Source organism: Agrobacterium vitis (assembly GCF_013426735.1).
GTDB lineage: Bacteria > Pseudomonadota > Alphaproteobacteria > Rhizobiales > Rhizobiaceae > Allorhizobium > Allorhizobium vitis_D.
The window spans coordinates 2,230,513-2,257,262 of record NZ_AP023272.1 but is presented as its reverse complement, the minus strand read 5'-3'; the positions used below and the strand labels follow the sequence as shown (position 1 = coordinate 2,257,262).

27 protein-coding genes are annotated in these 26,750 nt (G+C 57.6%); 17 read left to right on the top strand and 10 right to left on the bottom strand.

All coding sequences use genetic code 11. The features are described from left to right. Position 1: 1 nt before the first annotated feature. The 5 genes from sufD to sufA all read left to right on the top strand — a co-directional run bounded on the left by sufD (position 2) and on the right by sufA (position 3,836). A complete protein-coding gene (gene sufD, locus H1Y61_RS10390; protein WP_180572553.1) occupies positions 2–1,276 on the top strand; it encodes a Fe-S cluster assembly protein SufD in 1,275 nt (424 codons plus the stop codon). After that, complete coding sequence (locus H1Y61_RS10385) at positions 1,269–1,661, top strand: VOC family protein (RefSeq protein ID WP_180572552.1); 393 nt, start codon at positions 1,269–1,271, stop codon at positions 1,659–1,661. Before sufD ends, H1Y61_RS10385 begins: the two co-directional genes overlap by 8 nt. Beyond that, complete coding sequence (locus tag H1Y61_RS10380; RefSeq protein ID WP_180572551.1) at positions 1,651–2,901, top strand: cysteine desulfurase; 1,251 nt, start codon at positions 1,651–1,653, stop codon at positions 2,899–2,901. Before H1Y61_RS10385 ends, H1Y61_RS10380 begins: the two co-directional genes overlap by 11 nt. A 26-nt stretch (positions 2,902–2,927) precedes the next feature. Next, complete coding sequence (locus H1Y61_RS10375) at positions 2,928–3,308, top strand: SUF system Fe-S cluster assembly protein (RefSeq protein ID WP_015916164.1); 381 nt, start codon at positions 2,928–2,930, stop codon at positions 3,306–3,308. Between the two features lie 141 nt (positions 3,309–3,449). Next, positions 3,450–3,836 (top strand): Fe-S cluster assembly scaffold SufA, encoded by a 387-nt coding sequence (sufA, locus tag H1Y61_RS10370; RefSeq protein ID WP_015916165.1) that lies wholly within the window; start codon positions 3,450–3,452, stop codon positions 3,834–3,836. A 285-nt stretch (positions 3,837–4,121) separates the two neighbouring features. Here sufA and H1Y61_RS10365 read toward each other — a convergent pair whose 3' ends face one another. Continuing rightward, positions 4,122–4,274 carry a hypothetical protein gene (locus H1Y61_RS10365; RefSeq protein ID WP_156536474.1) on the bottom strand — a complete coding sequence of 51 codons (153 nt, stop codon included), beginning with the start codon at positions 4,272–4,274 and terminating at the stop codon, positions 4,122–4,124. Between the two features lie 122 nt (positions 4,275–4,396). Beyond that, positions 4,397–4,522: a hypothetical protein gene (locus H1Y61_RS26950; protein WP_267889559.1), complete on the bottom strand. Its 126-nt coding sequence runs from the start codon at positions 4,520–4,522 to the stop codon at positions 4,397–4,399. Between the two features lie 219 nt (positions 4,523–4,741). On the opposite strand from H1Y61_RS26950, the gene coaD reads away from it, so the two are divergent. From coaD to tgt, 5 genes are all read left to right on the top strand, one after another. After that, positions 4,742–5,236 carry a pantetheine-phosphate adenylyltransferase gene (gene coaD, locus H1Y61_RS10360; RefSeq protein ID WP_015916166.1) on the top strand — a complete coding sequence of 165 codons (495 nt, stop codon included), beginning with the start codon at positions 4,742–4,744 and terminating at the stop codon, positions 5,234–5,236. Between the two features lie 27 nt (positions 5,237–5,263). Then, on the top strand, positions 5,264–5,842 hold the full coding sequence (locus H1Y61_RS10355) for a peptidylprolyl isomerase (RefSeq protein ID WP_180572550.1): 579 nt from the start codon (positions 5,264–5,266) through the stop codon (positions 5,840–5,842). A gap of 100 nt (positions 5,843–5,942) precedes the next feature. Then, positions 5,943–6,452, top strand: a complete 510-nt coding sequence (locus tag H1Y61_RS10350) for a peptidylprolyl isomerase (RefSeq protein ID WP_041696653.1) — start codon at positions 5,943–5,945, stop codon at positions 6,450–6,452. Between the two features lie 78 nt (positions 6,453–6,530). Next, positions 6,531–7,589, top strand: coding sequence for a tRNA preQ1(34) S-adenosylmethionine ribosyltransferase-isomerase QueA (gene queA / locus H1Y61_RS10345; protein ID WP_180572549.1), 1,059 nt, complete (start codon positions 6,531–6,533; stop codon positions 7,587–7,589). Positions 7,590–7,591: 2 nt separating this feature from the next. Further along, positions 7,592–8,722: a tRNA guanosine(34) transglycosylase Tgt gene (gene tgt / locus H1Y61_RS10340; RefSeq protein WP_070164716.1), complete on the top strand. Its 1,131-nt coding sequence runs from the start codon at positions 7,592–7,594 to the stop codon at positions 8,720–8,722. Positions 8,723–8,735: 13 nt separating this feature from the next. Here the strand turns inward: tgt and H1Y61_RS10335 are convergent, their stop codons facing one another. Beyond that, the gene (locus H1Y61_RS10335) at positions 8,736–9,023 is read right to left on the bottom strand and encodes a hypothetical protein (RefSeq protein ID WP_235680683.1); all 288 of its coding nucleotides are present in this window, start codon (positions 9,021–9,023) and stop codon (positions 8,736–8,738) included. A 338-nt stretch (positions 9,024–9,361) separates the two neighbouring features. Between H1Y61_RS10335 and H1Y61_RS10330 the strand changes: the two genes are divergently transcribed. Both H1Y61_RS10330 and H1Y61_RS10325 read left to right on the top strand, forming a co-directional pair. Further along, positions 9,362–10,117, top strand: coding sequence for a metallophosphoesterase (locus H1Y61_RS10330; RefSeq protein ID WP_180572548.1), 756 nt, complete (start codon positions 9,362–9,364; stop codon positions 10,115–10,117). A 100-nt stretch (positions 10,118–10,217) separates the two neighbouring features. After that, positions 10,218–10,805 carry a DUF1349 domain-containing protein gene (locus H1Y61_RS10325; protein WP_180572547.1) on the top strand — a complete coding sequence of 196 codons (588 nt, stop codon included), beginning with the start codon at positions 10,218–10,220 and terminating at the stop codon, positions 10,803–10,805. A 139-nt stretch (positions 10,806–10,944) separates the two neighbouring features. On the opposite strand, the gene H1Y61_RS10320 is transcribed toward H1Y61_RS10325, so the two are convergent. The 4 genes from H1Y61_RS10320 to H1Y61_RS10305 all read right to left on the bottom strand — a co-directional run bounded on the left by H1Y61_RS10320 (position 10,945) and on the right by H1Y61_RS10305 (position 15,697). Beyond that, entirely contained in the window at positions 10,945–11,877 is a 933-nt protein-coding gene (locus H1Y61_RS10320) for an XdhC family protein (RefSeq protein WP_180572546.1), read from the bottom strand. Between the two features lie 75 nt (positions 11,878–11,952). Then, complete coding sequence (locus tag H1Y61_RS10315) at positions 11,953–14,244, bottom strand: xanthine dehydrogenase family protein molybdopterin-binding subunit (protein WP_180572545.1); 2,292 nt, start codon at positions 14,242–14,244, stop codon at positions 11,953–11,955. Continuing rightward, positions 14,241–15,224, bottom strand: a complete 984-nt coding sequence (locus H1Y61_RS10310) for an FAD binding domain-containing protein (RefSeq protein ID WP_180574474.1) — start codon at positions 15,222–15,224, stop codon at positions 14,241–14,243. Before H1Y61_RS10310 ends, H1Y61_RS10315 begins: the two co-directional genes overlap by 4 nt. Next, on the bottom strand, positions 15,224–15,697 hold the full coding sequence (locus tag H1Y61_RS10305; protein ID WP_180572544.1) for a (2Fe-2S)-binding protein: 474 nt from the start codon (positions 15,695–15,697) through the stop codon (positions 15,224–15,226). Before H1Y61_RS10305 ends, H1Y61_RS10310 begins: the two co-directional genes overlap by 1 nt. Positions 15,698–16,027: 330 nt before the next feature. Between H1Y61_RS10305 and H1Y61_RS10300 the strand changes: the two genes are divergently transcribed. Further along, positions 16,028–16,588, top strand: a complete 561-nt coding sequence (locus H1Y61_RS10300) for a TetR/AcrR family transcriptional regulator (protein WP_180572543.1) — start codon at positions 16,028–16,030, stop codon at positions 16,586–16,588. Between the two features lie 55 nt (positions 16,589–16,643). Here H1Y61_RS10300 and H1Y61_RS10295 read toward each other — a convergent pair whose 3' ends face one another. Then, on the bottom strand, positions 16,644–17,516 hold the full coding sequence (locus tag H1Y61_RS10295) for a DUF3313 domain-containing protein (protein WP_409363935.1): 873 nt from the start codon (positions 17,514–17,516) through the stop codon (positions 16,644–16,646). A 284-nt stretch (positions 17,517–17,800) separates the two neighbouring features. After that, the gene (gene cckA / locus H1Y61_RS10290; RefSeq protein ID WP_180574472.1) at positions 17,801–20,419 is read right to left on the bottom strand and encodes a cell cycle histidine kinase CckA; all 2,619 of its coding nucleotides are present in this window, start codon (positions 20,417–20,419) and stop codon (positions 17,801–17,803) included. Positions 20,420–20,812: 393 nt separating this feature from the next. Between cckA and H1Y61_RS10285 the strand changes: the two genes are divergently transcribed. After that, positions 20,813–22,306: a flagellar biosynthetic protein FliO gene (locus H1Y61_RS10285; RefSeq protein ID WP_210282106.1), complete on the top strand. Its 1,494-nt coding sequence runs from the start codon at positions 20,813–20,815 to the stop codon at positions 22,304–22,306. Positions 22,307–22,827: 521 nt separating this feature from the next. Here the strand turns inward: H1Y61_RS10285 and dksA are convergent. Then, complete coding sequence (gene dksA, locus H1Y61_RS10280) at positions 22,828–23,247, bottom strand: RNA polymerase-binding protein DksA (RefSeq protein WP_041696655.1); 420 nt, start codon at positions 23,245–23,247, stop codon at positions 22,828–22,830. 296 nt (positions 23,248–23,543) lie between these two features. Here dksA and H1Y61_RS10275 point away from each other — a divergent pair, with 296 nt between their 5' ends. From H1Y61_RS10275 to H1Y61_RS10265, 3 genes are all read left to right on the top strand, one after another. Then, entirely contained in the window at positions 23,544–24,044 is a 501-nt protein-coding gene (locus H1Y61_RS10275) for a SixA phosphatase family protein (protein WP_156597988.1), read from the top strand. A gap of 135 nt (positions 24,045–24,179) precedes the next feature. After that, positions 24,180–25,649, top strand: a complete 1,470-nt coding sequence (locus tag H1Y61_RS10270; protein ID WP_180572541.1) for a YcjX family GTP-binding protein — start codon at positions 24,180–24,182, stop codon at positions 25,647–25,649. Further along, the gene (locus tag H1Y61_RS10265; protein ID WP_180572540.1) at positions 25,646–26,743 is read left to right on the top strand and encodes a YcjF family protein; all 1,098 of its coding nucleotides are present in this window, start codon (positions 25,646–25,648) and stop codon (positions 26,741–26,743) included. Before H1Y61_RS10270 ends, H1Y61_RS10265 begins: the two co-directional genes overlap by 4 nt. Positions 26,744–26,750 lie beyond the last annotated feature (7 nt).

The window sequence follows — 26,750 nt, the reverse complement described above, 5'->3', positions numbered from 1 at the left end:
AATGAACATTCAAGCTGCCAATCGGTCCACAGCGGCCGAGGCTGCGCTGGTCGAAGCCTATACGGCCCAGCTCGGCGATTTGCCGGGCGATGGGACGGTATTGGGCGCGCGGGATATCCTGTTTGATGACCTGAAGCGGGCTGGTCTGCCAACGCGTCGCGTTGAAGCCTGGCATTATACGGATCTGAAAACCCTGCTACGGGCCATCCCCGACGCTGCAACGCTAACGCCTTCAAAGGCGGTGGCACCGCTGGTCGAGGCGGCTCGTATCTTTGAACTACGCCAAGGCCTGAGCCGCGACGTTTCTGCGCCAGATGGCGTGAAGGTGCGTGCCTATAGCGAAAGCCTGCTGGATGGAACGGCGGCGGCCGATCTGGTCGCCTTCTCCAAGGACGACGCTATCGGCCGGATCAATGGCAGTTTCGTGCGTGACGGCTATCGGCTGAGCGTCGAGGACAATGTCGAGGTCGAGAGGCTGATCGAGTTGCAGGCCTATCAGGGTGGCGGTCAGAGCCATTCTCGGTTCGTGGCAAGCTTCGGCTCTGGCTCAAAGGCAACGGTGATCGAGCGCCATCGCAATTCCGGCGAAACCGCTGGCTTGATCTCCAGCGTCAGCGACCTGGACTTGGGCGAGGGTGCCGAAGTGACGTGGATCATCGTGCAGACCCAAGGTCTTGCCGACACTCATCTCGGCCAGATCAAGGTCGTGCTGGGGACCAATGCCAAGCTGAAGCTATTCGTGATCAACGCTGGCGGCAAGCTGGTGCGCCAGGAAATCCATGTCAGAACGGCAGGCGAAGGCTCCGATTTCACGCTCCGCGCTGTCAACCTTCTTGGTGGCGAAAGCCATACGGATGTGACCATGACGCTTGGTCATGACGTGCCGAACACCACCTCGACGGAAGTGATCCGCAATGTGGTGTTCGACCGGGCGCGTGGCGTCTTCCAGGGCCAGATCCGGGTTGCTCCCGACGCCCAGAAGACCGATGCACGCATGGCCTGCAACACGCTGCTGATGTCTGACGATGCCGAATATTCGGTAAAGCCGGAGCTGGAAATCTTTGTCGATGACGTGCAATGCGCCCATGGTGCAACGGTTGCCGATATCGACCACAACCACCTCTATTACCTGATGGCGCGCGGCATCCCGCAAAAAGTCGCCCGTGGGCTGCTGATCAAGGCTTTCGTCGCCGAATTGGTGGAAGAGCTCGAAGATGAGGAACTGGTCGAGGCCCTGGAAGGGGTGATCTCCGACTGGCTGGAGACCCATGGCTGATCTCCCCGTCAACCTTGATCACGCCGTGATCCATGTTTCCGATTGGGAACGGGCACGCGATTTCTACACGAACGTGATCGAGGCTGAAGCGGTCGCCACGGCAGCCGGAGGATATGTTTTTCGGCTTGGTGCACAGCAGTTGAATGTTCATGGCCCCGGCGCAATCGGCACGCCGGTGGCCCGCATTCCTGTCGCTCCGGGAAACAGCGATCTTTGCTTCCGCTGGCGTGGAAAGATCAGCGATGCCAAGGCCCATCTCGAGGCCCAAGGGATAGACATCGAACTGGGACCCGTTCGTCGTTTCGGCGCTATGGGCGAGGGAACAAGCCTCTATTTTCGCGATCCGGATGGTTCGCTCATGGAGTTTATAAGCTATGACGCTTAATCTGGCGAAACTTCCATCGACCTATGATGTCGAGGCCGTCCGAAAGGATTTCCCGATCCTGTCGCGGCTGGTGCATGGCGATAAACCGCTGGTCTACCTGGATAACGGTGCGTCTGCGCAAAAACCCCAGGTGGTGATCAATGCCATCAGCCATGCCTATTCCAACGAATATGCCAATGTGCACCGCGGCCTGCATTTTCTGTCCAATGCCGCGACCGATGCTTATGAAGCGGCCCGCGAAAAAGTGCGGCGCTTTCTGAATGCCGGATCGGTGGACGAGGTGATTTTCACCAAGTCTTCAACCGAAGCTATCAATACGGTGGCTTATGGCCATGGCATGAAAGAGATCGGCGAGGGCGATGAAATCCTCCTGACCATTATGGAGCATCACTCCAATATCGTTCCCTGGCATTTCCTGCGGGAACGCAAGGGGGCAAAGCTGGTCTGGGTGCCGGTGGATGATGATGGTGCCTTCCACATCGAGGAATTCGAAAAGCGGCTGACCAACCGCACCAAGCTAATTGCTGTCACCCATATGTCCAATGCGCTCGGAACCGTGGTTCCGGTCAAGGAAATTTGCCGGATCGCCAGGGAGCGCGGCATTCCGGTGCTGGTCGATGGTAGCCAGGCGGCGGTGCATATGCCGGTCGATGTGCAAGACATCGACTGCGACTGGTATGTGATGACCGGCCACAAGCTTTACGGCCCGTCCGGCATCGGCGTGCTCTATGGCAAGATGGACCGGTTGCGCGCCATGCAGCCCTTCATGGGCGGCGGCGAAATGATTGTCGATGTCACCGAGGATATGGTGACGTACAATGATCCGCCGCATCGGTTTGAGGCAGGAACGCCGCCAATTGTTCAGGCCATTGGGCTTGGCCATGCGCTGGATTATATCGAGGGTCTTGGCCGCGAGGCGATTGCCGCGCATGAAGCCGATTTGACGGCCTATGCCCATGAGCGGCTGACGGCGATCAATTCGCTGCGGATTTTCGGCAATGCACCGGGCAAGGGCGCGATCTTCTCCTTTGAGCTCAAGGGTATCCACGCCCATGACGTATCGATGCTGATCGACCGGCGCGGTGTGGCGGTTCGGGCTGGCACGCATTGCGCCCAGCCATTGCTGTCGCGTTTCGGTGTTACCTCTACCTGCCGGGCCTCTTTTGGCCTATATAATACCCGTGAAGAAATCGATGCGCTGGTGGAAGCGCTTGACTATGCCAAGACCTTCTTCGGCTGAGGATTGAAACCATGAGCGTCAGCGATATGAATACCAGTAAAAATGACGAGAAGCCGGATGCGCGCGAAGGCATCGTTCATTCCAGCATCCCACCGGAGGAAGTCGCCCGCTTGTCGGACGATATCATTTCGGCGCTGAAAACCGTCTATGACCCGGAAATTCCGGCGGATATTTTTGAGCTTGGCCTGATCTACAAGGTCGATATTGAAGACGACCGCATGGTGAAAATCATGATGACACTGACGGCACCCGGCTGCCCGGTGGCTGGCGAAATGCCAGGCTGGGTGGAAAATGCGGTTGGCTCGGTGGAGGGTGTTTCCGGCGTGCAGGTGGAAATGACCTTCGATCCACCATGGACACCGGACCGGATGTCTGAAGAGGCGCAGGTCTCGATCGGCTGGTATTGAGTAAAGGCGGCTTGCTGAAAGGCAAGCTGCCTATTACATTGTCAACATGCCGGTTTTGTCTGGCACTGTTCCGGTTAAGAAACCGAACCCACTTTTAAAAAACACCGGGCCTTGAACCCGGCTGTGAAAAGGAGAAAGCCTATGGGCTTTGCGGTGATGACCATGACCGATGCGGCAGCAGCCCGCGTCAAGGAAATTGTCGAGAATTCCGGCCCCGATGCCAAGGGCATTCGTGTCGGCATCAAGAAGGGTGGCTGTGCGGGGATGGAATATACCATCGACCTGGTGACGGAGCCTAACCCGAGGGATGACCTGATTGCCCGCGACGGCGCCTCCGTATGGCTGGAGCCTGCCGCTGTGCTCTATCTTTTGGGTACGGAAATCGATTTCGAAACCACGACCCTGCGCTCTGGCTTCACCTTCCGCAATCCGAACCAGACCTCGGCCTGTGGCTGTGGCGAGTCGGTGGAGTTGAAGGCCGCAGATTTGGCTGAACTTGCCAAGCAGCGGCAGGCAGTCCACGTCTGATCAGAGCCTATTTCTGCCATAAAATAATGTCACAAAAAGAAACGCCTCGCTTTCAGATGAAAGGCGAGGCGTTTCTCATAGATCCGGGTAGAATTCAATTATTTCAACAGGGATCGCAAATCATCTTGCTCACGACGTAGCGCAGAGATCGTCGAAACGACAGAGTAGACAAACATCGCGCTGATAGCAGCCGAGAGCACGCCGAGAAGCAAGAACATCTTGTTTTCCTTTGTGTCTGATCATCACTTATCCAGTCTCAACGAAAATCCTGCACCAAGGTTCCAATCAGCGGCTGGCGCTGTGGTAAGGCTGCGAAATCGACGTACGGAAATTGGAAGGGGCGCGGTCTTCGTTCATGTGAAAACCAATGCTCGTTGCCAGCATAGCGCCGATCATGGCAGTCCAAACCAGATTAATCATCGTCACTTTATCAAGCATGGGTTTCGTCCTTCGTTTTGACGGGGTCAGTTGCAGCAACAATGGCTGCAACCGCGTCTTGTTCCTGTGAGCAGTGCACTCTTTTTACAAAAGCCGTGCTGAAGCTGCCCTTAACACTCCGTTCATCTGGCGTTCATCTGAGCGGCCAGAAATGCGAAGCAGTCGTCTTCATGTTCATCAAACCAAGCAACCAATGCTTCAAGAACAAATGCGCTGGCAATTGCGATACTCAAAACAACTACAAGCATTGTTTGCTCTCTTGGCCTTGTCGTTGAACATGATCCCTGTATAAACACCCGGCCTTGAAGCGAGCCTGAATGTGCCGTTCATCAGGCATTCATGGGGCAGGCAGGGAACGATCTGGCCACAAATATGAACGAAACACGGGTAAAAACCGGGACAGTAGGCGCTTGCGGTTCCAGCCTGTCCGTGACAAAAGGCGGACATAAAGAGATCGAGGCGGACCGATGACAATTGCCTTTTATCCGGGCTCTTTCGACCCGATGACCAATGGCCACCTGGATGTCCTGGTTCAGGCGCTGAATGTCGTTCCCAAGGTTGTCGTCGGAATCGGCATTCATCCTGGTAAAGTGCCGATGTTCAGCTTCGAGGAGCGCGCAGAACTGATTGCGACCAGCCTTGGCGAGGCTGTGCCTTTGCGGGCAGGGGATGTTTCGGTCATCGCTTTCGATGGTCTGGCCGTCGATGCCGCTCGCCAGCACGGGGCGACCTTGCTAGTTCGCGGCCTGCGCGATGGGTCAGATCTCGACTATGAAATGCAACTTGCGGGCATGAACCGGCAGATGGCGCCAGATCTGCAAACAGTCTTCTTGCCAGCCGGCACGGCGTCGCGGCCCATAACGGCCACATTGGTCCGGCAAATCGCCACCATGGGCGGTGATGTCAGCGCCTTTGTCCCCCCGCAGGTGTCGCGGGCATTGAAATCCCGGCTCAAGACTTGAGCCGATCCGAGAAATTACGGAGCCTTCATGAAACTCGTGTCTCTTGCTTTCGCGGGCCTGCTCGCGCTTTCCTCCCTTGCCACCAACGCCATGGCCCAGGCCGCCTCTGGTGATAACACCATGACCATCCAGCTGAAGGACGGCCCGGTCGTCGTGCAACTGATGCCGGAGGTCGCACCAAAGCATGTGGCGCAGATCAAGACGCTGGTGAGCCAGGGTCAATATGACAACGTCGCCTTTCACCGCGTCATCGAGGGCTTCATGGCCCAGACCGGCGACGTGCAATATGGCAATATGAAATCCGGCTTCGACAAGAGCCGCGCAGGCACCGGCGCTTCCAAGCTGCCGAATATTCCCGCTGAGTTTTCCAAGACACCTTTTGTGCGTGGCACAGTCGGCATGGCCCGTTCCCAGGATCCCAATTCTGCCAATTCGCAATTTTTCATCATGTTCGGTGACGGCAGCTTCCTGAACGGCCAATATACCGCAGTTGGCAAGGTTGTCTCCGGCATGGAATTTGTCGATAAGATCAAGCGCGGCCAGGGCGGCAATGGTGAGGTCAGCGATCCCGACCGGATGATCAAGGTCACCCTCGGAAAGAAGTAATTTACCACCGCGCATCGCCCCTCTTGCCAGCCTGTCCGGGCAGGCGAGGAGGGCATGACCATTAAAAGTCCGAGAAAATCGGAATACCAAGGAGAAAATCATGGCCGAGATCAAAGATCCGGAAAATACCGTCATCCTGGAAACCACCAAGGGCAAGGTCGTTATCAGCCTTTTCCCTGATCTGGCCCCCGGCCATGTCGCACGCATCAAGGAATTGGCCCGCGAAGGCGCCTATGATGGCGTGGTTTTCCACCGTGTCATTCCCGATTTCATGGCCCAGACTGGCGACGTGAAATTCGGCAAGAAGGGTGGCGAAAGCTTCAACCCTGGCCGCGCTGGCATGGGCGGCTCCGACAAGCCGGACCTGAAGGCTGAATTTTCGGCCACGCCACATGTGCGCGGCACCTGCTCCATGGCCCGTTCGCAAAGCCCGAACTCTGCCAATTCGCAATTCTTCATCTGCTTCACCGATGCGCCTTGGCTGAACAAGCAATATTCCGTTTGGGGCCAGGTCATCGAAGGTATGGATGTCATCGACGCCGTCAAGAAGGGCGAGCCAGTCACCGATCCGGATTCGATCATCTCGATGAAAGTCGCCGCCGACGCCTGATTTCGGCTTTTCTGTCAGCCCGCTCCGGTGCTTCGGCGCCGGGGCGGGTTTTCGCGTTTCAAATCCTGTTGCGGTATCATGCGTGTAGACCTGTTCGATTTCGACCTTCCAGACGAAAATATCGCACTGCGCCCGGCCAGTCCGCGCGATCAGGCGCGGTTTTTGGTCGTTCGCCCGGCTGGGGTGCCAATGCTGGAAGATCGCCGGGTTTTCGAGTTACCGTCCTTCCTGAGGGCAGGGGATGCGCTTGTCTTCAACGACACCAAGGTCATTCCAGCCCAGTTGGAAGGTGTTCGCATCCGGGAAGGGGCCGAGCGCACGCCGGTGTCCTGCACGCTGCATATGCGCGTTGCCGCCAATCGCTGGAAAGCCTTTGCAAGGCCGGGCAAACGGATAAAGCAAGGCGATGTCATTGATTTCGACGGCCTGCTGGCGAGGGTAACAGAAAAAGGCGAGGCGGGCGAAATCGATTTGGAATTTGCCGCCTCCGGTCCTGATCTCGACCAGGCGATTGCGGGTGTCGGCCATATCCCACTGCCGCCCTATATTGCCGCGAAACGCCCGGAAGACGGCCAGGACCGCACCGATTATCAGACCATTTATGCCCGGGAAGAGGGGGCGGTTGCCGCACCAACCGCCGGTCTGCACTTCACGCCTGCCCTGTTCGAGGCGCTGGATAAAGCCGGGATCGAGCGTCATTTCGTGACGCTGCATGTCGGCGCGGGCACCTTCCTGCCGGTCAAGGCCGACGATACCGACGACCACAAGATGCATCAGGAAATCGGCCATGTCTCGGCTGAGACGGCGGAGGCCCTGAACGCGGTCAAGGCGCGGGGCGGGCGGATCGTCAGTGTCGGCACCACATCATTGCGGCTGCTGGAAAGCGCTGCCAGCGAGGATGGCCGTCTTCTGCCCTGGTCAGATGCGACAGGCATTTTCATCACGCCGGGCTATCGCTTCAAGGCGGTGGATGTGCTGATGACCAATTTTCACCTGCCGAAATCCACGCTATTCATGCTGGTTTCGGCGTTTGCCGGACTTGAAACCATGCGGGCCGCTTATGCCCATGCGATCGAGAACGGTTACCGTTTCTACTCCTACGGCGATTCCAGCCTGCTCTTCCGGAAAGACAAATAACAATGAGCGAGCAGTTCACGTTTACCCTGAAAGCCACCAGCGGCAAGGCGCGGCTTGGCGAAATCACTATGCCGCGCGGCACGATCCGTACGCCTGCCTTCATGCCGGTCGGTACGGTCGGCACGGTCAAAGCCATGTATCTTGATCAGGTACGGGAAGGGGGTGCCGATATCATTCTGGGCAATACCTACCACCTGATGCTGCGCCCCGGCGCTGAGCGCGTCGCGAGGCTTGGCGGTTTGCACGAGCTTATCCGCTGGCCGCAGCCGATCCTGACCGATAGCGGCGGATTTCAGGTCATGTCGCTCTCTGGCCTGCGCAAGCTGGATGAGCAGGGCGTCACCTTCAAGAGCCATATCGACGGTTCGCTGCACCACATGTCGCCGGAAAGGTCCATCGAAATCCAGGGCCTCTTAGACAGCGATATCCAGATGCAATTGGACGAATGCGTCGCCTTGCCCGCTGAGCCGCGTGAAATTGAGCGCGCCATGGAAATGTCGTTGCGCTGGGCGGAGCGCTGCCGCGTTGCCTTTGGCGAACAACCCGGCAAGGCAATGTTCGGCATCGTGCAGGGCGGTGATCAGCCGGGCTTACGCATACGTTCGGCCGAAGGGCTGAAGCAACTGGATCTGAAAGGTTATGCCGTGGGCGGGCTGGCGGTCGGTGAGCCGCAGGAGGTGATGCTCAGCATGCTCGACATCACCCTGCCGGTGCTGCCGACAGAAAAGCCGCGCTACCTGATGGGCGTCGGCACGCCGGACGATATGTTGAAATCGGTCGCGCGTGGCATCGATATGTTCGATTGCGTCATGCCGACCCGCTCCGGCCGTCATGGCCTCGCCTTCACCCGGCGGGGTAAGGTCAATATCCGCAATGCTCGCCACGCGGAGGATAAACGCCCCCTGGACGAACAATCGTCCTGCCCGGCGGCGCGGGATTATTCACGGGCCTATCTGCACCATCTGGTGCGTTCCAACGAAGCGCTGGGCGGCATGCTGTTGTCCTGGAACAACCTATCCTATTATCAGGAACTGATGCAGGGCATCCGCCAGTCAATCGCCGAAGGCAGGTTTGAAGACTTCATGGCCGAGACCATGGAATGCTGGGCGCGAGGTGATATCGAGGCTGCGTAAAGGTTTGATCTGATCAGTGCTCTGCCATGTTAGATTTGGGGCCAGACACAAGAACAGCAGACAGATGGACGGATGAGATCGCGGTCTGCGATGCCCGAAAGGCCAGGGCCTCGATCAGGGACTGCTGGATGGCATCACGCAATTGATGCGATGTTTTCACCGTCTGCTTCTTATCGAGCCATTGCGCCGCGTTGACAAGGTTTGCGCCTTCCTGAACCATGATCCTGTGCGCGCGCTCCAGCGCCCAGGATTCCCAATCATTATTGAGCCAATCATTGCTGAGAAAGTGTTCAATCGACATATCATTTGCCCCCGGAAACATGTCCGTCATCAATGCGATTCATTCGCCAAAACAGAATAACAAACCTTATGATTCGCTAAAAAATAAAAACGCGTTAAGTCCGATTTTTTCGTGAGATACCTGAAATTTACAGGGAGTATTTTCGAGCTATCAAGTCTAAGTTGGGCATTTGACACAGTTGTTTTATTTAAAGTTGCCGGCAGACGGACAAGAATAATAGCTGACGTGGTTTAATTGTGAATTTCGATAGCCCTTGTGGTTTCGTCCTCACGCATGATGGGTGAAGCAAACGGGTAAAAATGACATGAGAACGAACAGCAGATCGAGCTGGAGAGCATATGCGGATTTTTGTCGGATCGGATTTTCACGCAGACCATCAGGAGAACATGGAGTGGCTCCGGCAGATCTCGACGCGTGACTACCGGCAGGACGTGCTGATCGTTGCCGGAGACGTGGCAAACGGCATGGCGCTGTTTCAGACGGTCATGGAACTCCTGGCCCAGCGATTTTTCAAGGTTCTGTATGTGCCGGGCAATCACGATCTATGGGTTGATGCCGAAGGGCAGGGCTCATCCTTCGACAAGTTCCAGCGGCTGAAAGTCGCCTGCGCCGATCTGGATATCGGCATGGAACCACTGGCATTTGACAACACGCTGATCGTCCCGCTGTTTGGCTGGTACGATTACTCCTTTGGTCCGCCCGGCTCCATCCTCAAACAGGCCTGGATGGATTATCGGCGCTGTGATTGGGAAGGCGGTTCCGATGACGAGGTCAGCCGATATTTCGACAGTGGCAATGCGGAGCCCGATACGTCAGGTTTTTCATTGATCCTGTCTTTCTCGCATTTCCTGCCACGCATCGACCTGATGCCGGAGCGGATGCCGGAAAAATACCGCTTCCTTTATCCCGTGCTTGGCTCCAGTCGGCTGGAAGACAGGATCGCGGCTCTTGGCTCTCACCTGCATATCTACGGCCACAGCCACCTCAACCGCCGTATCGTCAAGGACGGACGCACCTACATCAACAACGCCTTCGGATATCCTTCGGAGCGCAATATTGCTGCACGGATGCTGATGCATGTGGGTGATATCTAGGGGACGTTTGTGCTGTTCGCACAGAGCGCGGATCTTCCGGTCGCTCAGGTCCAGCACAATGGCTTCCGAAGGGCGAAGGTCAATTTAAGGAGGACACCTCGTGGACGTTAATCTCAAAGAGGCCAACTGGCTCAATCAACCAGCAGTGTGGCAGGCCACAAAAACTGGTCTTACTCTGACAACGGATGCGAACACTGATTTCTGGCGCAAGACCCATTATGGATTTACGCGCGATAGCGGGCATTTCCTCGGTACTTCCGTTGACGATGGTTTCACAGCGTGTGTCCGCGTCCAGGGGGAGTTCCGGTCACTCTATGATCAAGCTGGCCTTATGGTGCGCATTGACGAAAATCGTTGGGTCAAGACAGGTGTGGAATTCACCGATGGAGAACGCTTCCTGAGTACGGTCATCACCGACGAGAAATCTGACTGGTCAGTGTCCCAGCCTTTCAAAGACCTCGAGGATTTCTATATTCGGGTGACACTGAAGGAAGGCGCGATGCGCATTCAGGCATCGTCAGATGGCAGGGTGTGGCCGCTACTTCGTCTTGCTCCGTTTCCAGAAGCTTCTCGTTATCTCGTCGGCTTGACTGCGTGTACGCCGGAACGAGGTGGACTGGATGTTCAGTTCTCAGAGTTCACAATAGGCGCGGCGATAACGACCGATCTTCATGACCTTACAGCGTAGCAGTGCAGCCAAGCGTTCCACGTTATCGATCGGAACCGTTTTTAGACCTTAGCTGTATTTGAAAAGAGAACCCACCCGGTTACACACAAAAGTTAGATAAGATAGATTATGGAACTAATTGCTATCCAAAGAGTGAGATTTACCCGAACCGGGCAACTCGTGTGGCGGCAAGATCAGCCAGCACCGACAATGCCAAGGACTGGGCATCTCGAGCTCTATTGAAGATGCCGATGGGTGATTTGATGCGGGCTAAGTCGGCTTCACTGTATCCGATGTCGCGCAGCCGTTCCATCCGCCTCGCATGGGTTCTGGCGCTGCCGAGAGCGCCGAGATAGAAAGGCTCAGCACCAAGCGCTGCCTGAAGAACCGGTATTTCCAAATCGATATCATGGTGCAGAAGTGCCACTGCCGTATCTGCGTCAATCCGGCTGGCATCCGGCTCAAGGTTGGCGTTATCGTGACGATAGACTTCATAGCCCGCAGCCTCGGCGATCCTGGCGGTCGTATCGACTTCGATAGACCGGCCAGACAGAAAAACCCGCGCCCTTGGGCGGTAGACCGTGACGAAATTTTCGCATTGCCAACCGGCGCGTTTCGGCGCCTCGATTGCTGTTAAGGCCTGTTTCGACGGTTCGTAGCGCAGACCGGCTGGAGACCTGTTTTCAAGGCCATCAAGCACGGTGCGGATCGGCGCGCTGTGGCGAAGAACGTGGATGGCAATGGTGATGCCGCCGCCACAGGGCAGCACGATATCGAAAAACGGCGATCCTTCGCCAAACAATACGTGGCGATCCGCACCTTCGCCAATAGCATCCACCGCTTCACTGGCCAACGCTGCCTCGACGCAGCCACCGGAGACGAAACCGCAATAACGGCCATCGTCGCGGATCGCCATATGCGCGCCGAGCGCACGCGCGGATCCACCCCGGATCTCTATAAGAGTGGCGAGTGCGACGCCTGCCCCGCCGTCGAGACAGTCCATCGCGAACCGTAATATATCCGCGGCACTATCGGTCGAAAATGCCCTTTCAGGTACCAAGGTCCTGAAGGCTGTTTGGGATGTATTGTTCATTCAGGCACCACTTTCTTTCCCTTCGCCATACCGTCGGCACAGGCAGCGCCGACCGTGTTTAAGGGAAATCTTTCCTCAGATGAGCTTTTCCAGAGTGATCGGCAGATCGCGGACACGCTTGCCGGTGGCATGGAAGACAGCATTGGCGATAGCGGGCGCGACACCGACAATCCCGACTTCGCCGACGCCTTTGCCGCCAAGCGCAGAGGCTTCGTAGTCAGGTATGCCCACTGAAATTACCTGGATATCGGGAATGTCAGCATTGGTCGGCACGAGGTAATCCGCCATATTATTGTTGACGACACGCCCATTGCGGCTATCCACCAACCCCTCCTCCAGCAACGCCTGGCCGATACCCATGATGATGCCACCACGCCACTGACTTTCCACCATTTTCGGATTGTAAAGCCGTCCGCAATCAAAGGCGGAAACCATGCGCGAGACTCGAACCGTGCCAAAATCCTCATCCACGCGAACCTCAACGAAGTGAGCGCACCAACTGTGCATGGAGTAGTCGCCCATGGTCGGGCCTTGCACTCTTGACATGCTGGTCCAGGCGCCCTTGTGGTCGGCGGCGCTTTGGGCATCATCGGGCAGCGTATTGCGCCGCACTTCAATCTCATCGCGGTTCAGGGCTGTCATCAGCTCGGGCAGGGTGATCGAAGGCCCCTCGCCGCGTGACATGGCAATCCGGCCATCGCTCAGTGTCAGGATATTGGCGCCGGTCTCGCGGAAAGGGGAATTGGCGTCGTTAAGGGCAAGCGCCAGAATTTCGTCGCGAGCAGCCAATGCTGCCTTGTGGACAGCGCCAGTGATCGACCCGGCCAACATCGACCCACCGGCAATAGCCGATCCGGGCAATCTGGAATCGCCAAGCACAACGTCAATCTGCTCGACTGGCATGCCAAGCGCATCAGAAGCGGTTTGGGCAAGGATTGTATAGGTACCCTGCCCCATGTCTATGGCGCCGCTGACCACTTCAACGCGCCCATTCGCCAAAATGCGGATCATCGCTTCGCTTGGCGCGCGGATGACTGGAAACGTGCCGCAGCCGATACCCCAGCCGATCAGTTGGCGTCCGTCGCGCATGGACCGGGGCTGAGCGCTACGCCGCGCCCAGCCAAAGGCCTCGGCGCCCTGGGTAAGGGCCTCGCGCAATTGGCGCGTGGACCACGGCTTGCCCGATTGATAATCGTGGTCGGCATAGTTTTTCAGGCGAATTTCCAGTGGGTCCATCCCGATGGCGGCGGCCAGTTCGTCCATGGCACATTCAATGCCGAAGGCGCTGGGATTTTTGCCCGGCCCCCGCAAAGCGCCTGGTGTTACTGTATTAACCGGCACGACGCGATGCTCAGAACTGAAATTCTCCACCTTGTAAAGAATCGGTGTCGCAGCGCCGGTCTGCTCAGGATAGTCCATGTAGGTGGATGTCTCACTGGCACCGCGATGAAGGATTGCCTGTAAAATCCCGTCCTGGGTTGCGCCCAAGGCGATCGTCTGGCGCGTCGCGGCACGTCCGCCGTAACTGGTGAAATTCTGGGGCCGGGTGACGGCCAGTTTAACGGGACGGCCCAGCTTTTTCGCCGCTGCTGCTGCCACCGCGCCATAGGCCAGCGCTCCGCCCTTGGAACCGAAACCGCCGCCAATAAACGGTGAGACGATACGGACATTCTCCAGCGGCAGGCCGAACCATTCAGCGTAGCTGCGTGCCATGCCGTGGGTCCATTGGCTCGGCTCCCAAAGCGTCAACCGGTCCTCGTCCCATTGGGCGGTCAGGCCATGGGGTTCCATAGCGACATGGTATTCGCGCGGGGTCCGATATTCGGCCTCGATGCGCACTGCGGACGCTGCCAGCGCCGCCTCGGCATCACCCCACGAAACATTCAGATTATCCATCAGCTTGCCTGAACCAGCATTTGGATCGTCTAGTCCATTGATTGCAGTGGATTCTTCATAGACTACACGAACCAGCTTGGCTGCTTCTGCTGCCTGCTCCCGGCTTTCAGCGATCACGGCCGCAATCGATTGGCCATTAAAGCTCACCGTATTCGACAAGGGATAATAGGGCTGGTTATCGGGCCGATTTCCGTACCAATCAGACGCAGTGATCAGACCGAGATCATCCTGCGGCGTCAGCACCATCAGTACGCCTGGTGCAGCGCTCGCTGCGGATGTATCAACAGACACCACCCGACCGGACGCAATCGTGCTCTGCACCAGCACCGCATAGGCAGGGTTTTCCACCGGATATTCCAGCGCATAGGTGGCAGCCCCAGTGATTTTTCTCTGTCCTTCGAACCGTGAAAGACGGCCACCGACCGCACCATCGGCGGCATCGCCGTGCTTGCGTGCTGTCACTATTGTCATGCGAGACCTCCCAGAGTGAGGATGGCGCGGGCGATCACGCGCGGCGCCAATTGAATCTTGTAGTGATTATCGCCCTGCGATACCGCACCTTCCATCGAAAGCCGGCTGGCTTGCTCAACGGTTTGCGGCTCCAGCAGCTTGCCGATCAGCGCCTGTTCCACGGCGCGAACCCGCCAAGGCTTGCTGGCCACGCCGCCAAGCGCGATGCGAATATCCCGGATCGTGCGGCCATCCTCTTCCAGCTCAAGGCCAACGGCAGCGCTGGCGGCTGCAAATTCATAAGACTGACGGTCGCGGATTTTCAGATAGGTGGAATTTACCGCCGCAGCAGATGCAGGAATGGTGATGGAGAGGATCATCTCCCCTGGCTTCAACAGGGTTTCGAGATGCGGGGCATCGCCATAGGGCAAAAAGAAATCGTCGATAGCGACCTGCCGCTCACTCAAATCTACCGTGGCATCAAAGGCGGTCAGCGCCACGGCAAGATCGCCGGGGTAGCTGGCAATGCAGAGATCGCTGGTACCCAATACCGCATGGTTGCGGGTCACGCCGCCGATGGCTGAACAGCCGGAACCCGGTGCGCGCTTGTTGCAGGCTGCAAATGTGCCTGGATCACGAAAGTAGGAACAGCGGGTGCGTTGCATGAGATTACCGCCAACCGTCGCCATGTTGCGCAACTGGGGCGACGCCGCGAGAGCAAGCGATTGCGCAACAGCCGGATAGCGCGTCTTTATGGCAGGGTGATCGGCCACGGTGGACATTCTGGCCAAGGTGCCAATGGTGGCTCCAGTTTCGTTCACGGTAATGGTGCCAAGTCCGGCCAGATGGCTGATATCGAGGACATTATCCGGCTCAGCAACACCGGATTTAGCAAGGTCGAGCAAGCTCGTACCACCGGCCAGCAGCGCTGTTTCTGGTTGGTGCATTGCCTCCCGCGCTGCTTGTATGGACGATGCTCGACTATAGGAAAAGCTCTTCATCATGCAGCCTCCGCCGCGTCACGCACCGCCGCCACGATGCTGTTATAAGCCCCGCAACGACAGAGGTTTCCAGACATATATTCGCGGATTTCCGCATCCGAGCCCGCATGACTCTCGCGGATGCACGCCACAGCCGACATGATCTGGCCGGGTGTACAATAACCGCATTGAAAGGCATCCTGTTCCAAAAACGCTGTTTGAACCGGGTGCAAATCGCCATTTGGCGATGCAACGCCTTCTATCGTGGTGATCGCATGGCCTTCCGCTTGTGCTGCCAGCATCATGCAGGACAGGACCCGCTTGCCATCGACATGGCAGGTGCAGGCGCCGCACTGCCCCTGGTCGCAGCCCTTCTTGGTGCCGGTCAAAGACAAATGTTCGCGAAGCGCGTCAAGCAAGGTCACGCGCGGTTCAACGTCACATTCGTGAACCGCGCCGTTGATGGTCAAGCTGAGATGAAGTGTTCCTGACATGATAAGCTCCGTGCTGTCGCTTAAAAGAGTGAATAGGCACCATGCGTTTGCTTAAACGCATTGGGCTTGCCGTCTCGGACGAAAAATTTTCAAAGGCGATGGTGGACAGCCTTGGCTGTCAGAAATGATGCCGACTTGAAGGACGGGAGATGCGCACTATTTTTAACATGACATCCTCCCCTCTTCTGGACTATGACTTGGAAGGCTCCACTAACCGGAGGAGCCTCCGTTTAAACTAGAGGTTTGTCGTCTTTCGTCAAGCCCCAATTGTCCCGGAGCAGAATTTTGGCATCGGCTGCCTCGAACACATCTTCGCCGAAGGCACCCAAAATGCGTGCGGATGCCCAGCGAAACCGGGAGAAATTGGTCGAGGTGGCAGCCCTCGCCTTTGCTGAAAAAGGCGTTGAAACCTCGCTTGAGGATATCGCCCGGCAGGCAAGTGTCGGCATCGGCACGCTGTACCGTCATTTTCAGACGCGCGAACATCTCGTTGAGGCGGTTTACCGGCGCGAATTGTCAAGCCTGGCAGAAGCAGCGACGGAGCTTGCGACCACGCTGCCCGCCGATATGGCGCTGGAGGAATGGATGCGGCGTTTCGTGGGCTATATCGCCACCAAACGCGGCATGGCCAATAGTTTGAAAATTCTTATGAATTCCAATTCCAGCCTGTTTGCGGAGGGGTCTGGCCTAATCCGCGATGCGGTAGCCCGGCTGATGACAAAGGCGCAGGAACAGCAGCTTATCCGCGACGATATTGGAGAGGCTGACCTGCTGCACGCTTTGTCCAGTATCTATTCCATGCCCGACACCCCGGAATGGCGCGACCGTTCACATCGGCTGATCGGATTGCTGATGGATGGATTGCGCCATAAAGGCCAATCCAAAAGTTGACGGCGTGGACCGAAACCTGGAAACTGAAAACAGCTTCCAGGCTCGATAGTATGCGTTACTGCTTGCCGGCTTTGTCCGACCAGGATGGCGGCGCGCCGACCATGGTTCCAACCATTCCGCCAATGCCCGGCGCGCGGCCGAAGGCTTCGCAGGCGGCATTCTTGGGTGCGCCGCCCAGTCCCGATTTCAGCTTTTGCCCTGATGGCAAGGATAGGTTGATGCCGGAAGGTTTCTGGCCTTTTTGCAGCATCTGCGAAAACTGGCCGGCAAAGGCTGAGGCCAGACCATAGGCATCGCCGACTTCGGAAACGCGGGGACCGTTGGTTATCGAGTTCGCACCCCTGGACCAGACGATTGCCGCGACTTGTGTTCCCTGCGGGGTAAGCGCTTCGGCTTCCACGGCAAGACCGCCAAGACCGATCGGAAGACGGGGAATACCGACCGGCAGGACGGCGGATGTTCCAAGCGTTGTCACCTTGGAAACACCAGCGGCAACCTTGCCGGTCGGAACAATGTCGGTAATCTCCGCTTGCACGGTCAAATCGGCAGGTTCGCCGGGGCGAACCACAAGAAACCTGTCGCTGAGATCAATGCACAATGCCCGATCCAGCGCGTTGGAAACCAGCCGGTCGCTGCCTTGCTCATGGAGCTTCGCGCGCGCCAGCGGCGATAATTTCGTCGGTGAAATGGCGATTGAGCGGGCCGTCAAAAGGCTCCGTTCATCCAGAAACACCCGCGATTTGCTGAGCTTGCCCTCGACAGGGCCCAGCTTGTCATAGGACTTGAGCGAGCCCGATTGCGTCAATGGAACTGATCCGCAGCCGGAAAGACCAAGAGCCACTGCCAAAGGAAAAACCACTGACAAGCCCAGGCGACTTGCAGGTTTAGCCTCGCGACGGGCAAGGGCGCAGGCAAGCATATATGTCATAAAATAACGACCTTTTCTTCAAGCCTTGGCACCATATGTCGTGATCGATTCGCAAATCCAAAAAAGATGTCGAAGCCAAGGTCAATGGCCCCTTCTATAGAAATCGATTCAAGGCAATTTCGCGGTGTTCTATGTGGCAAGCACGAATATAATTATCATGAATAAATGTTTTCAATTAAAGCAACAGAGTCACACCAAATATGCCGTTCAACTCTCGATCCGCGCACAATCACGCGCCCCATCGAGCGCGTGATTGATCTTCCTATTTTCAATCTACAGTCAGTTCAGGCATCCAGCATTTCGCGAACGGCGATGGCCAATTGCTTGAGGGAGAAGGGCTTAGGCAGGAATCCGAACTTGGCATCCGCAGGCAGGTTTCGCGCAAATGCATCCTCGGCATAGCCAGAAACGAAGATGAATTTCATATCCGGATAGGTCTTGCGCAATTCCTTCAACAGCGACGGGCCATCCATTTCCGGCATCACCACGTCGGAGACGACAATATCGACCTTGCCTTCCAGTTCCTCCATGATTTCCAGCGCCTCGACGCCGGAACAGGCCTCGTGGACCGTATAGCCCCTGGTTTCCAGCATGCGTTTGCCGCCGCGCCGCACGGCGTCCTCGTCCTCTACCAGCAGAACCACGGCGGATTTACCTGTCAGGTCGTCTGGCTCCTTGGAGCTTTCGGATTCGGACGCAGCCAGAACTCGGCCATTGCCCTGCTGGGCTTGCGCGCCAGGTGCAAGGGTCGCATCGATCACCACTGGCTCGACAATATGGCGCGGCAGGAAAATCCGGAATGTCGTGCCTTCGCCAACCTCCGATTCCAGGTAGATATAGCCGCCGGACTGTTTGACGATGCCATAGACCATGGCAAGTCCCAGCCCGGTCCCCTTGCCGACATCCTTGGTGGTAAAGAAGGGCTCGAAAATCTTGTCGAGGATCTCAGGCGCGATACCGGTGCCCCTGTCGGCCACTTCGATCAGGACGAAATCCTCATGCGGCAGGCCGCGGTGATTATAGGCGGCCGCTTCGACTCCGGTGACATTGCGGGTGCTGATGGTGATATTGCCGCCTTGCGGCATGGCATCGCGGGCATTGACGCAGAGATTGATCAACACCTGTTCGAATTGAGAAAGATCCGCCTTGACCGGCCAAAGATCCCGTCCGTAATCCACATGCAGCTTGACATTGGTGCCTGAAATCAGCCGGTCGACCAGCATGCGCAGGTCGCCGATCACATCGGTCAGGTTCAGCACCGTCGGGCGCATGGTCTGCTTGCGCGAAAAGGCCAGCAATTGGCGCACCAGAACGGCGGCGCGATTGGCATTGCGCTTGATTTCCATCAGATCGGCAAAACTCGAATCCGAAGGCCGCGCCTGAAGCAGCAGATGGTCAGAAGACAGAAGAATCGCGGTCAGAACATTGTTGAAGTCATGGGCGATACCCCCGGCCAGCGTGCCGACGGCATTCATCTTCTGCGTTTGGGCCATCTGGGTTTCCAGCGCCTTCTGATCGGTGACGTCAACCGCGTAAACGATGGCCGCCTCTTCCGGCGCCTCGTCGCTCTGGTCGATGACCGCGTTCACGTAGAACCGGAAATGACGCATGTCATCCAGCGGATGGCGCGAATCGATTGGTGCAATGTCCACCTGCCGGTCGCGCGCCTGCGACAGCGCCTCGGCGAAAACCGGACGCTCGTTATCATGCAGGACGGCATCCAGCCGGATCTTGCGGTCGATATCGTCCCGGGAAACGACATCAGAAAAGAATTTCAGGAAAGGCGCATTGGTGCGCAGGATGCGCCCCTGCCCGTCCACTGAGGCAATGGCCATCGGCGTATTGTTGAAAAACCGGGTAAAGCGCATGGAGGCCGAGGAATCCGAACGGTCACCGGCAATGACCTCCTGACGGGCCAGCACGATCGTCCGGCTCTCCCCCGGCGCGCCATCGCGAGCCGAGCGGACCCTATGGACAAGACGAGCGGGAAAACTGCGGCCATCGGCTCGGCGCAGATCGAGATCAAGCGTCGCGGTCTTCGACAGGCCGGGTTCGGCCTGTACCGACTGGATCAGCGCCATGCCCTCGCCCGCAACCAGGTCTTTGAGATAGATGGCGCCTGGCGAAAATTGCGTGAGATCGATGCCGAGCCATTCCGACAGGGTGGCGTTCAGATAGAAGATCTCGCCCTTGCGGCCAGCCGAAAAGAAGCCAGCTGGCGCATGATCGAGGTAATCGATCGCGTTCTGTAATTCCTTGAAAAACCGTTCCTGGTCGTCGCGGTCGGCGGTAATGTCGGCAATCTGCCAGATCTGAAGGCCTTTATGCGGCCCCTTCTCCATCAGACGGCGAGCCCGCAACCGGTACCAATGCGCGCCGGAGCCATTGTCGGAAAAAGGCCCCAGCGGCTTCAGCAGCCGAAATTCCTCCTGCCCGTCCCGGTCCTCGCGCAAGCCGTTGATCAGCCGGTAAAGTGCTTCACCAGCCTCGCGATGGCGAGACAACAGCGCTTCCAATGTCTGCACATCTGTCGCCCGGCGTGCGCCAGTCATCCGGCCATAGGCGGCATTGGCATAGATAATGTGTCCACGCGGATCGGTGACCAGCGTTCCCTCACTCTGGCTGTCAAGGAAGGCGCGGCCCAGACCGTCCGAAGGCGTCTGCGGCATGACTTCGATAAACCCGATGATCGCCGAGACCAGAAAGAAAATGCCAACAATGGCCAGTACGCCGAGCACACCCAGCACGATCTGGTTATCCAGGGAGTTTTTAAAGACCACGAATGCGGCGGCGGCGGCCAGCAGAACAAAGGCCAGGATGACGATGCGAAACGCGGCCCCGCTACTCGGCCTGCGATCCACCAGCGGGCCTACGCTTTCGTCTGTCTGCTGCTGGTTTGTCATTCGGTCCTCATCTCGGCGTTCATTTGCCTTGTTATCCGGCGCCTTGTCACCCGGCACCTTATCATCCGGCAGCATTGCCGCCACGATAGCTGGTCTCGCACGGCCTGTCCCGTCGCCATTGCCGGGAATCACGGTTAGCAACATCTTTACCAACTTGAATGGGCAGCAAAAAGCACAGCAAGGCCACCATTGCCGACCATTCACAGCCAATCCCACACTCTGATGCGCAATCTGGTGCAGATCTTCGGCACCTTACCCCTTCACTTCGTGGGCAATCGCAATAAATAGGCAGGGAATAAATGCCGGAGCTTGCTTGGCCATGGTGCGATGCGCCATATAGAGCCCGTATAGCTTTGCCTCGTTTTTCAAAGGCAAAGTCGAAAATTGCGTAGAATGACCACCGATACTCGGACGGAGACAGCCACCATGATGGACGATATTCTCAACGCCTATGGCAGCCGCTTCCTGATTGCCGCTGGCGGGGTGTTTCTCGCCCTCGCCGTGCTGGTCGTGATATTGTGGATCCTGAAAAACCGGGCGCCGTCGCCCTTCGTGCGTGGTGGGCGCAATCGCCAACCACGCTTGCAGGTGCTGGATGCCGCCGCCGTGGATGCGCGTCGCCGGCTGGTGCTGATTCGCCGCGACAATATCGAGCATCTCATCCTGATCGGCGGCCCGACTGATATCGTGGTCGAAAGCGGCATTGGCGAGCCGAAGGCCTATCTGGCCGGGGAGCTTGCCGCCAATGAGGCACTTGTCAGGAACCAGGAGCTCCTCAAGGCTCAGGAATTGGCAGCACTGGCCTCACGCCAAGTCAAAGAAACTGAACCGACGACCCAAGCCGCGTTGCAGACCCCGCCATCGCGGCTGGATATCCAACCGACCCGACAAGAGCCGCGTCCGCAGCCAGTCTCTGCACCGCCTCAGAAACCAGTTGCGAGACCGATTACCACGGCTCAGTCTCAGGAGACCGTATCCACTGCCGCCCAAGCAATGCCCGCACCGCCTGCCCCACAGCCTCTTGGGCAAAAACCGATGCAAGCCCCCGCTGCGCTAAAGTCCAAACCTGAAGACACTATTCAGCGTCCACAGAGCGTCGAACGCGCACCTCAGCAGGTTCAACCGCCCCATGCTCAACCAACAAAGGCTCCAGTCACTCAAACCCAGGCGGTAGCACAGGACGAGAACCGACAAGCGGCCCCCGAACCTTTGACTGCGGCAGTGGCCCCGGAAATTCCGATGGCGTCCAATGTCAGAGCCGAGCCGCGGTCAACCGAGACCACCACCACCGAGCCTGCGACCGCTGTTTCGCCACCACCACCGTCACCGGCGCCGGTTATCAACCCGCCATCGAGCATTGATCGCAACGAGGCACCGGCTGAAACTGCACCGGACGTTGAGCCGCCCATGATGGCGAGCAAGCCCGCCGACGTGTCGATGCCGGTTTCCGAGCCTCGGGTTGCGCCAGCGACGACATCCCCGCAGGAGGCCAGCCTGTTGCTGGATGCTGCGCGCGAACGGGTATTGAAAGCACGGGTCGAACCTTTTTCCGCAGATCGCTACAAGAGCCCGACCCCGCCCGAAGAGATCGACCTGTCACCTGAGCCTGCTGCCGAGAAAACCCCGCAGGAAGATTCCGGGCCCGACCTCGACACTCTGAAAAGTGAATTTGAAAAGATCCTCGACGGCGAAATTCTGACCCAGCCAGCGGCGCGTCCAAAACCAACCGTTGAACCACCGGTTGCCCGTGCCATTGCGCCGATCAGAATGCCGCCCGGTGCCAATCCTCAAGCCACCGTGACATCCGACCCCGCACCGAAGGAAGGCAATTTGCAGGACGAAATCGCCCGGATTTTCGGTGAAATGGGCGCTCCGCGCAAGAATTAGAGTTCGCCTTACGAAAGGTGAAAACTAATTTTTCCGAAAGATAATCTCATAAGGGATAGTTGGCCCCTGACACCCTCTAAAGAGGGGGCTAACGTTTATATGCGTTAATACGCATAATATCCTAGTACATCGATCCAAACGGAGGCTTCAGCCGAGTTTGGAAAAATCGATACATAAACAAAAAATGAGTGCACGAAAGCATGAACGAAGTGAATGCGTCAGTGCACTAGGGGCATTCAATACATAATCGACTCCGCTGCCATGTACCTCAACAGGCCACGGCGGCGGACTGACTTATGCAAAAGGCTTTGCATCGATTGACGATGATCTGGAAAACCTTCAACAGGCTACCAAAACGGAAGACGCTGTTCTAAAAACAGCCGCATAGACGGGCGTTATGGGTTTCAGCGCGCTCTTACGGCTACGGTACGCTTGCGCTTAGTCATGCTTCTCTGCGCAGAAGACGCACGCAAAATCACTGCGTGCCTTTTCTTCTGAACGCTGCGCTGACTATTTTTGCTCTATTCGTCGCGATAGACTTTTTCGCGTCGCTCGTGGCGTTCCTGCGCTTCGATCGACAAGGTCGCGATCGGGCGGGCGTCGAGGCGCTTCAAGCCGATTGGCTCGCCGGTTTCCTCACAATAGCCGTAGGTGCCATCGTCGATCCGTTGCAATGCAGCATCGATCTTGGAGATCAGCTTGCGCTGCCGGTCACGCGCCCGAAGCTCGATTGCGCGGTCGGTTTCCGAAGATGCCCGGTCTGCCAGGTCAGGGTGATTGGCACTCTCTTCCGCGAGATGGCCGAGGGTTTCCCTTGCCTCACGCAGGATGTCGTTTTTCCAAGCGATCAACTTGGCGCGAAAATAAGCTCGCTGGTTCGCGTTCATGAACTCGTCGTCATCCGAGAGCACATAGTCGCTAAGATTGATCTTCTCACTCAACGCGATTCTCCTGAAGAACATCTCAATGGCGGACGTATATACTTTGAAAAGGTCGCATTCAAGCCTTACTCAAGGCTTTCCTTGATTTTTAAATCTGTTACAAAAATCAGCTAAAGGACTATTTTTTCATCGTTTTTCGCCTCTGTTGCTTATTTGTCGCAGAACCCCTTGACAAAGGTTTACACCCAGAGTCCCCAGCCGGGTCACTTACCTCTTCCAGACGCTACAACCCATCCTGTTGACGCCGCATGAACTGGCGGGATAGGTAAGGCTTCGATCCAACGGACACCATCTGCATGACCGTCACCGTCTCCAAACCTTTCCGGGTCTATCTCATGCGGCATGCAGCCGCCGATTGGCCTGGGGCCGGGCAAAAGGATTTCGACAGACCCTTGAGCAATACGGGTTACGCCCATGCCGAGATGATAACCGGCATGGCTGCCGACAAAGGTTACCGCCCCGATCTGGTGATCTGTTCGACGGCCGTCAGATGCCGTCAGACGGCGGATGCCGTGCGCCGCAGCATGTGCGCAGAGGATGTGGAAATCCGCTATGTCGATGCGCTTTATAACGGTGGCGCCGAGACCTATCTGGAAATCCTTCGCTCCTCTTCCCAACAGGGGTCGATCATGCTGATCGGCCATAATCCGGCAATCGAGGAATGTCTGCATGTGCTGATCGGCGAACAGGCTTTGGCCAGCACCATTCCGCAGGGTTACCCGGCGGGCGGACTGGCGATTATCGACGCAGCAGACACCCCAAGCCGTTGGCAGTTGGTGGACTTTCTTCAGCCCTGAGGGTCGGCTACAAAAGCGGATGGGGCAAAGGCGCACATAGGGGCGCAAGCGATCATGACGCAATGGTCTTAGACCCAAGCCTTCAATCCGCTGGCGCACACCCTATATGCAGGCAAACAACAGGACCATTGCCCAGTGCCGCCATCCATGACCAGTTTTACCGACGAGACCCGCATCGCGCTCGACAATCTTGCCGACCGGGCCTCGAACCTGCTGTATCCAACGATCCGTCTCGGGGTCACGGGCCTGTCGCGGGCCGGCAAAACCGTGTTCATCTCCTCACTGGTCCATAATCTGCTGAATGGTGGTCGCCTGCCCTTGTTCGAGCCGCTGCAATCAGGCCGGATTTCCCGCGTCACCTTGGAACCGCAGCCGGATGACGCCGTACCGCGCTTTCAATATGAAGACCATATTCGCGCCCTGGTCCGCGATCGGGTCTGGCCAGGCTCTACCCGGGCCATTTCAGAACTGCGGCTGGTGGTGGAGTATCAAAGTGCCAGCAGCTGGGGCCGGATATTTTCCTCCGGTAAACTGGCCATCGACATCGTCGATTATCCCGGCGAGTGGCTGTTGGATCTTCCGCTTCTCGCTCAGGGTTATGAGACCTTCAGCCGCAACACCGTGGAACTGGCCCAGACCGGCATCCGCAAGGAATTGTCGGCGCGTTGGCTGGGATTGGCAAACCGGGTCGATCCAGATGCGCCCGCCGACGAAACCACAGCCCGCCAATTGGCGGAAGCCTTTGCCGACTACCTGAAAGCCTGCAAGGCCGACGAGCGGTCGCTTTCGACGCTGCCGCCTGGCCGATTCCTGATGCCGGGCGATCTTGACGGATCGCCAGCGCTGACCTTTGCGCCCCTGGCATTGACGCCCGACACAAAGATCATCCGGGGTTCGCTGCGTGCCATGATGGAACGGCGTTTCGAATCCTACAAAAGCGTGGTGGTCAAACCGTTCTTTCGTGAACATTTCGCCCGTCTCGATCGACAAATCGTTCTTGTAGATGCGCTTCAGGCCATCAATCGCGGACCGGAAGCGGTGCAGGACCTGGAGCGGGCGCTGGCCGATGTGCTGACCTGCTTTCGCCCCGGCAGTTCCAGCTGGCTGCGGGGCCTGCTTGGACGGCGGATCGACAAGGTTCTGGTTGCCGCCACCAAGGCCGACCATCTGCACCATGAAAGTCATGAGCAATTGCAGGCCGTCACCAGGCGGCTGGTGGATGGGGCCATCACCTCCATCGGCATGGCGGGCGCGGGTATCGAGGTCGTCGCCCTGGCCTCGGTGCGGGCAACGCGGGAAGCAACCGTCAAGCAGGATGGCCATCTGCTGCCGGTCGTGGTCGGCACGCCGATGCAGGGCGAAACCATCGGCGGTGAGCGATTCGATGGCAACCGCAAGACAGCCGTCTTTCCTGGCGACCTGCCGGATAATATCGAAAGCCTGTTTCAAACGCCAAAATCCGGAAAAGACACCGGGCCGGATCTCAACATAATCCGGTTTCGTCCGCCGGAACTGGACGAAACAGGCGGCGGCATAAAGCTGTCTATTCCGCATATAAGGCTCGACCGCGCCCTTCAATTTCTCCTCGGAGACCGTCTGGCATGAGCAAGACCCCAGAAGATCAACGCCCGATGCCACGACGTCCTGCGGCCTTTTCGCTTGAGGAACCATCTTCCTCCCCTGCCCGCCCGCCTTTTGTCGAGGCGCCGGAGCCTCAAAGGCGCACGCCGAAAAGCTTCGACGCCAACGTGACGATCACGCCCGATGCTGAAGACCCGTTCCTGGCAGGCTTGAGCGAAGACGAGGCCATCGTCCCGATTGCAAGACCCGCCAAGCGCCGCTTTTCCTTCGGCAAGCTTGCCGGTGCAGCATTCGGCGCGCTTGCCTCCTTCGCAATCGGTCTCTGGATCGACGATCTGATCCGCGACCTTTTCACCCGCGCCGATTGGCTTGGCTATACCGCGCTGACCTTACTGGGCATCGGCCTTCTGGCGCTGACCGTGGTGGTGATCCGGGAACTGGCGGGTATTTACCGGCTGAATGCCGTGCAGGCGATCAAACAGCGCGCCAGCGCACTTTCCTTGCAGGGTACGGCCAGCGAAGCACGTAAACTGGTCAAGGAGGTCGAAAACTTGACCCAGCACCGGGCGGAAACCGCCCGGGGTAGGAGCGTGCTGAAAGCCGCCGAAAACGACATTATCGATGCACCGCATCTGATTGCCTTGGCCGAGCGGGAATTGCTAGCACCTCTGGATGCCAAAGCCCGCAGCCTGATTATCAACGCCTCAAAGCGGGTGTCTGTGGTCACAGCCGTCAGCCCGCGCGCCCTTGTGGACCTTGCCTATGTGCTGTTTGAAGTGGTGCGCCTGGTGCGCGCCATGGCGGAACTCTACGGTGGCCGCCCCGGCTCCATCGGCATGTTGCGGCTCTTGCGCGATGTCTTTGCCCATCTGGCCGTGACCGGATCGATTGCCATTGGCGATGGCCTTGCCCAACAAGTTCTGGGTCACGGCCTTGCCTCCCGGCTGTCAGCAAGGCTTGGTGAAGGGGTGATCAACGGGTTGATGACGGCGAGAATCGGTATTGCCGCCATGGACCTCTGCCGACCCTTGGAGTTCAAAGCGTTAAGACGTCCAGGCATTGGAGACTTTATGCCAGCGCTGAAACCGGCCATCAATCCCAACGGCAAGGCCTTGTAAAAATTAC

Coding starts and splice junctions, on each gene's coding strand:
- H1Y61_RS10315 (WP_180572545.1), bottom strand. CDS start 14,244: ATGACAATAGTGACAGCACGCAAGCACGGCGATGCCGCCGATGGTGCG.
- queA (WP_180572549.1), top strand. CDS start 6,531: ATGCGTGTAGACCTGTTCGATTTCGACCTTCCAGACGAAAATATCGCA.
- H1Y61_RS10350 (WP_041696653.1), top strand. CDS start 5,943: ATGGCCGAGATCAAAGATCCGGAAAATACCGTCATCCTGGAAACCACC.
- sufD (WP_180572553.1), top strand. CDS start 2: ATGAACATTCAAGCTGCCAATCGGTCCACAGCGGCCGAGGCTGCGCTG.
- H1Y61_RS10355 (WP_180572550.1), top strand. CDS start 5,264: ATGAAACTCGTGTCTCTTGCTTTCGCGGGCCTGCTCGCGCTTTCCTCC.
- H1Y61_RS10285 (WP_210282106.1), top strand. CDS start 20,813: ATGACCACCGATACTCGGACGGAGACAGCCACCATGATGGACGATATT.
- tgt (WP_070164716.1), top strand. CDS start 7,592: ATGAGCGAGCAGTTCACGTTTACCCTGAAAGCCACCAGCGGCAAGGCG.
- cckA (WP_180574472.1), bottom strand. CDS start 20,419: ATGACAAACCAGCAGCAGACAGACGAAAGCGTAGGCCCGCTGGTGGAT.
- H1Y61_RS10375 (WP_015916164.1), top strand. CDS start 2,928: ATGAATACCAGTAAAAATGACGAGAAGCCGGATGCGCGCGAAGGCATC.
- H1Y61_RS10335 (WP_235680683.1), bottom strand. CDS start 9,023: ATGTCGATTGAACACTTTCTCAGCAATGATTGGCTCAATAATGATTGG.
- H1Y61_RS26950 (WP_267889559.1), bottom strand. CDS start 4,522: ATGCTTGTAGTTGTTTTGAGTATCGCAATTGCCAGCGCATTTGTTCTT.
- H1Y61_RS10310 (WP_180574474.1), bottom strand. CDS start 15,224: ATGAAGAGCTTTTCCTATAGTCGAGCATCGTCCATACAAGCAGCGCGG.
- H1Y61_RS10380 (WP_180572551.1), top strand. CDS start 1,651: ATGACGCTTAATCTGGCGAAACTTCCATCGACCTATGATGTCGAGGCC.
- H1Y61_RS10305 (WP_180572544.1), bottom strand. CDS start 15,697: ATGTCAGGAACACTTCATCTCAGCTTGACCATCAACGGCGCGGTTCAC.
- H1Y61_RS10385 (WP_180572552.1), top strand. CDS start 1,269: ATGGCTGATCTCCCCGTCAACCTTGATCACGCCGTGATCCATGTTTCC.
- H1Y61_RS10275 (WP_156597988.1), top strand. CDS start 23,544: ATGACCGTCACCGTCTCCAAACCTTTCCGGGTCTATCTCATGCGGCAT.
- sufA (WP_015916165.1), top strand. CDS start 3,450: ATGGGCTTTGCGGTGATGACCATGACCGATGCGGCAGCAGCCCGCGTC.
- H1Y61_RS10320 (WP_180572546.1), bottom strand. CDS start 11,877: ATGAACAATACATCCCAAACAGCCTTCAGGACCTTGGTACCTGAAAGG.
- H1Y61_RS10300 (WP_180572543.1), top strand. CDS start 16,028: ATGCGTGCGGATGCCCAGCGAAACCGGGAGAAATTGGTCGAGGTGGCA.
- coaD (WP_015916166.1), top strand. CDS start 4,742: ATGACAATTGCCTTTTATCCGGGCTCTTTCGACCCGATGACCAATGGC.
- H1Y61_RS10330 (WP_180572548.1), top strand. CDS start 9,362: ATGCGGATTTTTGTCGGATCGGATTTTCACGCAGACCATCAGGAGAAC.
- H1Y61_RS10265 (WP_180572540.1), top strand. CDS start 25,646: ATGAGCAAGACCCCAGAAGATCAACGCCCGATGCCACGACGTCCTGCG.
- H1Y61_RS10365 (WP_156536474.1), bottom strand. CDS start 4,274: ATGCTTGATAAAGTGACGATGATTAATCTGGTTTGGACTGCCATGATC.
- H1Y61_RS10295 (WP_409363935.1), bottom strand. CDS start 17,516: ATGACATATATGCTTGCCTGCGCCCTTGCCCGTCGCGAGGCTAAACCT.